We start from the raw sequence: 6,048 nt of genomic DNA, 5'->3' as shown, positions 1-6,048 counted from the left end.
CTATGCGCTGCAGGATCAGGGCTATGATACGGTCGATGCCAATCTGCGGCTGGGTTTCCCCGTCGAGGCGCGCGATTTTGCGATCGCCGGCCAGATGCTCGCGCTGCTCAACATCCCGCGCATCCGCCTGATGACCAACAATCCCGAAAAGGTCGCGCGACTGGAAAGGGAGGGCGTCGACGTCGTCGAACGCATCCCGCTCGCGCTGCCGACGAACAAATATAACGAGCAATATCTCGCGACGAAGCGCGACCGAACGGGGCATCAATTGTAAAACATCGTCATTGCGAGGAGCCGAAGGCGACGCGGCAATCCAGAGCAGGCAAAACCGCTCTGGATTGCTTCGCTACGCTCGCAATGACGATGTTTGGGTCGCTGGGTTAGTGCACGAAACGCGCGACCACGTCGCGGTAGCTGCGGCTGACCTTCACCTGCGCGCCCGAACCGAGCACGAGGAAACACTCGCCGTTGGTGTGCGGCTTGACCTGCTTCACCTGGCTGAGGTTGACGATGGTCGAGCGATGCACGCGCTGGAAATTGCGCGGGTCGAGCCGCTTTTCGAGATCCTTCATCGTTTCGCGCAGGATCAGCGAATTGTCGGCGGTGTAGATGCACATATAGTCGCCGGCAGCGTCGATGCGTTCGATGCTGTCGACATCGACGCGGAAAATCTGGCCGCGATCCTTGATGTTGATCATCTTTTCGTAGCGGTCGGCGGCGGGCGCATCGGCGGCCGTTTCGGCATCATATTCCTCGACCGCGTCGGGCGCGACTTCGGCAAGCACCGTTTTCAGCCGCTCAACCTCGGCCACGCCGCGCTTTTCGGCGAGGCGCTGGCGAACGCGGTCGAGCGCATCGGCGAGCCGCTCGGGCTCGACGGGCTTCACCAGATAATCGACCGCCTGCGCCTCGAAGGCGCGGATCGCATGATCCGAATAGGCGGTGACGAAGACGACGAGCGGGGGCTCGACTTCCATCAGTCCCTGGATCACCGAAAAACCGTCGAATCCGGGCATCTGGATATCAAGGAAGACGAGGTCGGGCTTGTGCGTCTTGATCTTGCGAATGGCCTCCCGGCCGTTCTGCGCGGTGTCGACGACTTCGACATCGCTATGCGCTTCAAGCCGCAGTTGCAGGCCCTGGGTCGCCAATTTCTCGTCATCCACCAGGATGGTTCTGATCGTCATGTGCGTTCGGTTCCAATCGTCGCTTGTCCATCGGGCTGAAACGGAATCTCGATAATCACCGTGAATCCGCCATCGGTGCCCGATTGCACCTCGAACCGTTGCTGGTCGCCATAGGCCTGGGCCAGCCGGTCCCTGATGTTGGCTAAACCCACACCGGTCGATTCCGTTGCAATCCCGGTGGTGGGGTCGACGCCATCGGCTGACAATCCCGTGCCGGTGTCGGACACGGTAATCCGAACATTTTGACCGGCAAGCTGAGCCGTCAGCGTAATGTCGGCTCCTTCTTCCTGCGGTGTCACCGCATATTTGATCGCATTTTCGATCAGCGGCTGAAGCAGCAACGAAGGCAGGCGCGCGCGCTGCGCCGCCGGATCAATCTGGAAATGCGGCCGCAGCCGGTCCTCGAAACGCATCTTCTCGATGTCGAGGTAGAGCTTCAGCGTCTCGACCTCCTGCGCCAGCGTCACCTGTGCGGTCGGTTCGTTGGCGAGCGTGTAGCGCAGAAAGGCCGACAGGCGCGACAGCATCGCATTGGCGGGCTCGGTCTGTTTCAGAAGGACGAGGGTCGAGATGCTGTTGAGCGTGTTGAACAGGAAGTGCGGGTTGAGCTGGTAGCGCAGCATCGCGAGCTGCGCCGACGCGGCCTGCGCCTCGAGCCGCAGCACGCGGTCATTCTGTTCCTCGAGCTGCAGGAAATAGTTGATCGCGAAATAGAGCGCCGACCAGGCCGCGAGCGTCGTCGCGTCGATATAGATCGACACCAGCAGCAGGCCGGTAAAGCTCGTTTCGCTGTCGGGCTTCAAAATCTGGAACAGCCAGGCGTCGATGAAGGCCCAGACCGCGGTGGCGAAGGCCAGGAGGCCGAAGCTTGCCCCCCACATCAGGATCGTGCGGCGGTTGATCAGCGCGCGGTAGCAAACCGAAAGCAGCAGCGTCAGCGAAAAACCCGTAACCGCCGAAACGACGACAAGGACAAGGAAATCGAAGGATTGGCCGCCCGCCAGCCCCGACACGACGCGCAGCCCGAACCAGCCGAGCCAGCCGAGGATCTGGAGATTCCAGAAGGCGCGGACCTTGTTCCCGAAAAACGGCCCGGGCGAAGAAAAGCCGAACAACGGAATCGGGGAAGTCTGGCTTGCCATGTCAGCCGCCGAAATCAGGGGACGAGCGCGTCGTCCGCAAAGTGGGGATCATTCGGCCGCGACCGGTGCCATCCGCACGCGCGCCTGGCCGAGCGGCTGGAGTTCCGAACGATGTTTCCAGACAAGCTCGCCATATTCGAGCGGCCGGCCGTCGTGCGCGGTGATCGTCACCGGGCCGATCGGCTGTTCGTCATGCGAATCGACGAGCACCGGGGTCGAGGGAACCCCCGCCCCCCATTTTTCGCCCCACTGGCGCAGCGCGATCATCGCGGGCAGCAGTTCGACGCCCTTCTGGGTAAGCTGGTACAGAACCTTGCGGCGATCCTCCGCCATCACTTCGCGCGCCATGATGCCATGATCGACCAGCTTCGACAGCCGGTTCGACAGGATGTTGCGCGCGATATTGAGCTCCTGCTGGAACTCCTCGAAATGGTGGACACCGTTGAAAGCGGCGCGAAGGATCATGAAGGACCATCGTTCGCCCATCGCCTCGAGCGCGAGCGGCAAGGCGCAATTGCCCCCATCAAGATCGTTCAGTTTTTCGCGTAATTTTCCCATAGGCCATGCCCTAACGTAAAATCGCCGCCGTGCCAAAAAAATATAGGGCCTCGGTTGCATTTCGCAACGGACGCACCAGATCGCGAAGCGCAACCTTCCGGTTGTCAAAAAAAGGAGGCTCCCATGTTCCATTTCCGGCTTTCCCCCGGCACCCCGATACTCGCCCTGGCGGGCGCGCTGTCGATCGGCGCCGCGGCGCTCCCCGCTGTTCCCGCCGCCGCCGCTGGCGGCCCTTTCTATCGCGCCGAACTGGCCGACGCGGCGAAGACCGCGCGCTTCGTCGCCCGCGATGTCGTCTGGGTCTGTGAGGGCACGACCTGCACGGCAGGCCGTGGCACCAGCCGCCCGCTGATGATGTGCGCCGCGCTCGCCAAGAAGGCCGGCCGCGTTACGAGCTTTACCGTCGATGGCAAGCCGCTCGAGGACGCCGACCTCGCGCGCTGCAACGGCGAAGGCTGACCCTTCGCCCGCAAGAAGGGCCGCGCCGGCTCTCCCCTCTGCTCCGCGCGGCCCTTTTCTTACCTTGGCGAAGCCTGCGGCTTCGCTGCTCCACCGATACAAATATATTGCAATTGGCCTCGCATGAACGACATTGGATGCGATGCTGAGGCAGTATGAACTTGTCGAGCGCGTGCGCGCTTATGATCCCGACGTCGACGAGGCGCTGCTGAACCGCGCCTATGTCTTCACCGTACAGAAGCACGGGAGCCAGAAGCGCGCGTCGGGCGACCCCTATTTCAGCCATCCGGTCGAGGTCGCGGGCATCCTGACCGACCTGCATCTCGACAGCGAGACGATCGTCACCGCGCTGCTCCACGACACGCTGGAAGACACGCTGACCACGCCCGAAGAGATCGAGCGGCTGTTCGGCGCCGACGTCGGGCGGCTGGTCGACGGCGTCACCAAGCTCAGCAAGATCGAGGCGCAGACCGAGAATGAGCGCGCCGCCGAAAATCTGCGCAAATTCCTGCTAGCCATGTCCGACGATATCCGCGTGCTGCTCGTCAAGCTCGCCGACCGGCTGCACAATATGCGCACGCTGCATTTCATCAAGAATCCGGACAAAAGGCGCCGCATCGCCAAGGAGACGATGGACATCTATGCCCCGCTCGCCGAGCGGATCGGTATGTATGAATATATGCGCGAAATGCAGCTTCTGGCCTTTCGCGAGCTCGAGCCCGAGGCCTATGCGACGATCACCGGCCGGCTCGCCAAACTGACCGCGGGCGGCAAGGACAAGGTCGCCGGGATCAGCCGCGAGTTCAAGGAACTGCTTGCGAAAAGCGGGATCGAGGCGGACGTGTCGGGGCGCGAAAAGCATCCCTATTCGATCTGGCGCAAGATGCAGGAACGCCACGTCAGCTTCGAACAGGTCACCGACATCATCGCCTTTCGCGTCATCACGCGCAGCGATGCCGACTGCTATGCCGCGCTTGGCGTCTTTCACCGCAAGTGGAAAATGGTCCCCGGCCGCTTCAAGGATTATATCTCGACCCCCAAGCGCAACGGCTACAAGTCGCTGCACACGACGATCATGCACAATGAAAATATGCGGATCGAAATCCAGATCCGCAGCGAGGCGATGCACCAGCAGTCCGAATTCGGCTTTGCCGCGCACTGGGCCTACAAGCAGGGCGGCGGCTCACCCGACGGACAGGCGGGGTGGATTCGCGACCTGCTCGAAATCCTGGACCAGACGCACGATCCTGACGAACTGCTCGAAAATACGCGCATTGCAATGTATCAGGACCGCATCTTCGCCTTCACGCCGAAGGGCAGCCTGTTCCAGCTTCCCAAGGGCGCGACGCCGGTTGATTTCGCTTATGCCGTCCACACCGGGCTCGGCGACCGCACCGTCGGTGCCAAGGTCAACGGCCGGCTCGTGCCGCTGCGCACCCAGCTCGTCAACGGCGATACCGTCGAGATATTGTCGTCGGAAAAGCAGACGCCGCAGCCCGCGTGGCTGGGCTTTGCGGTGACGGGCAAGGCGCGCGCCGCGATCCGCCGCCATGTCCGGTCGAAGGAAAAGGTCGAACTCGCCGCCCTTGGTCGCAAGATGTACGACGAGATCGCCCGCCGCCTGCCCAACAAGGTCGGCGACAAGGCGCGCGCCGCCGCGCGCGAGCGGCTGAAGCTCGAGGATGACAGCGCGCTCTATGTCGCGATCGCGCGGCGGCGATTGTCCGACGACCAGATCCTCGAAGCGCTCGTCCCCGGCATCACCGCCGAGATGAAATCGAAGCCGGGCAAGCTGCGCCAGGGCGCTGCGGTGTCGATCGAGGGACTGACCCCTGGCGTTGCCTACAAGCTTGCCGACTGCTGCCACCCCGTTCCCGGCGACCGCATCGTCGGCCTCGCGCGGCCCGGCGAGGGGATCGAGGTGCATGTGATCGATTGCCCCAGCCTGGCCGACGGGATCGACGCCGACTGGATCGACCTGAGGTGGCAGGAGGACAGCGAGGGCGGCAATGCGCGGCTGTGCGTCGTCATCCTCAACGAAACCGGCACGCTCGCCGAAATGTCGGGCATCCTCGCCGCCAATTCGGCGAATATCACCAATCTGCGGCTGTCGAACCGCGAGGGCGATTTCCACACCTATGACGTCGTCGTCGAGGTGCGCGACGTTCAGCATGTGATGCGTATCCTGTCCGCGCTCCGCGCGTCGGACAGCGTCGTGCAGGCGGAGCGACTCTAGGCGATCAACTCAGGCAGCTTAGGGGTAGGGAACAGCCATTTTCCAACTTTCGTCATCCCGGACTTGATCCGGGATCCATTCATCCGGCGTTGAAAGAATGGATCCCGGATCAAGTCCGGGATGACGATGCAAGGTAAGCCGGCCTAGCTGCCTTCGCCTTCAGTTCGGGTAGGCCAGCGGCGGTCGCCACGCCGCCTGATCGACGGTGTCGCTGACCTTGTAGACCAGCCCCTTGCTGTTCAGGAACAGCTTCTCCATTTCGGGCCGGGTGAAGGGGCGCGATCCCACGCGGCCGAACACCGCCATCTGCCCCCCCGTTTCGTCGACCGCCCGGTCGCGGTCGAGCCCCTTCGACAGAGCGAGCGCCGGCGACGGAGTTTTGGCCCAGGCGATCAGTTCGGGGGTCGGCGCGGGCGAGAAGCCATAGAGGCCGGGATTGTCCGGACTGGTAAGCTGAAGCACCTTG

General features: G+C 62.9%; 7 protein-coding genes. 3 read left to right on the top strand and 4 right to left on the bottom strand.

The window, feature by feature from the left end; translation table 11 throughout:
- Positions 1-274, top strand: a 274-nt coding sequence (locus ABS88_RS23125) for a GTP cyclohydrolase II (RefSeq protein WP_502686182.1), incomplete at its 5' end; no start/stop codon positions are given.
- 106 nt (positions 275-380) lie between these two features.
- Here ABS88_RS23125 and ABS88_RS23120 read toward each other — a convergent pair.
- The 3 genes from ABS88_RS23120 to ABS88_RS23110 are packed head-to-tail and all read right to left on the bottom strand — an operon-like array spanning position 381 to position 2,887.
- Entirely contained in the window at positions 381-1,187 is an 807-nt protein-coding gene (locus ABS88_RS23120) for a LytR/AlgR family response regulator transcription factor (RefSeq protein WP_003046549.1), read from the bottom strand.
- Positions 1,184-2,329, bottom strand: coding sequence for a sensor histidine kinase (locus ABS88_RS23115; protein ID WP_058811037.1), 1,146 nt, complete (start codon positions 2,327-2,329; stop codon positions 1,184-1,186). The genes ABS88_RS23120 and ABS88_RS23115 overlap by 4 nt, the downstream gene beginning before the upstream one ends.
- A gap of 48 nt (positions 2,330-2,377) precedes the next feature.
- Positions 2,378-2,887, bottom strand: coding sequence for a winged helix-turn-helix transcriptional regulator (locus tag ABS88_RS23110; protein WP_003046553.1), 510 nt, complete (start codon positions 2,885-2,887; stop codon positions 2,378-2,380).
- A gap of 123 nt (positions 2,888-3,010) precedes the next feature.
- Between ABS88_RS23110 and ABS88_RS23105 the strand changes: the two genes are divergently transcribed.
- Together ABS88_RS23105 and ABS88_RS23100 are read left to right on the top strand one after the other, a co-directional pair.
- Positions 3,011-3,346: a CC_3452 family protein gene (locus ABS88_RS23105; RefSeq protein WP_286750712.1), complete on the top strand. Its 336-nt coding sequence runs from the start codon at positions 3,011-3,013 to the stop codon at positions 3,344-3,346.
- Between the two features lie 142 nt (positions 3,347-3,488).
- A complete protein-coding gene (locus tag ABS88_RS23100; RefSeq protein WP_058811283.1) occupies positions 3,489-5,582 on the top strand; it encodes a RelA/SpoT family protein in 2,094 nt (697 codons plus the stop codon).
- Between the two features lie 159 nt (positions 5,583-5,741).
- Here ABS88_RS23100 and ABS88_RS23095 read toward each other — a convergent pair.
- Positions 5,742-6,048: hypothetical protein (locus ABS88_RS23095; RefSeq protein ID WP_286750711.1), on the bottom strand; the 307-nt coding region annotated here is incomplete at its 5' end.

This window comes from Sphingopyxis sp. SCN 67-31 (assembly GCF_001725095.1).
Note: the sequence above shows the minus strand (reverse complement) of the source record. Positions and strands in the feature narration are given on the sequence as shown.

Excerpts from the sequence above, each read along its gene's own strand:
- ABS88_RS23120 (WP_003046549.1), bottom strand. The coding sequence starts at position 1,187 with ATGACGATCAGAACCATCCTGGTGGATGACGAGAAATTGGCGACCCAG.
- ABS88_RS23110 (WP_003046553.1), bottom strand. The coding sequence starts at position 2,887 with ATGGGAAAATTACGCGAAAAACTGAACGATCTTGATGGGGGCAATTGC.
- ABS88_RS23100 (WP_058811283.1), top strand. The coding sequence starts at position 3,489 with ATGCTGAGGCAGTATGAACTTGTCGAGCGCGTGCGCGCTTATGATCCC.
- ABS88_RS23105 (WP_286750712.1), top strand. The coding sequence starts at position 3,011 with ATGTTCCATTTCCGGCTTTCCCCCGGCACCCCGATACTCGCCCTGGCG.
- ABS88_RS23115 (WP_058811037.1), bottom strand. The coding sequence starts at position 2,329 with ATGGCAAGCCAGACTTCCCCGATTCCGTTGTTCGGCTTTTCTTCGCCC.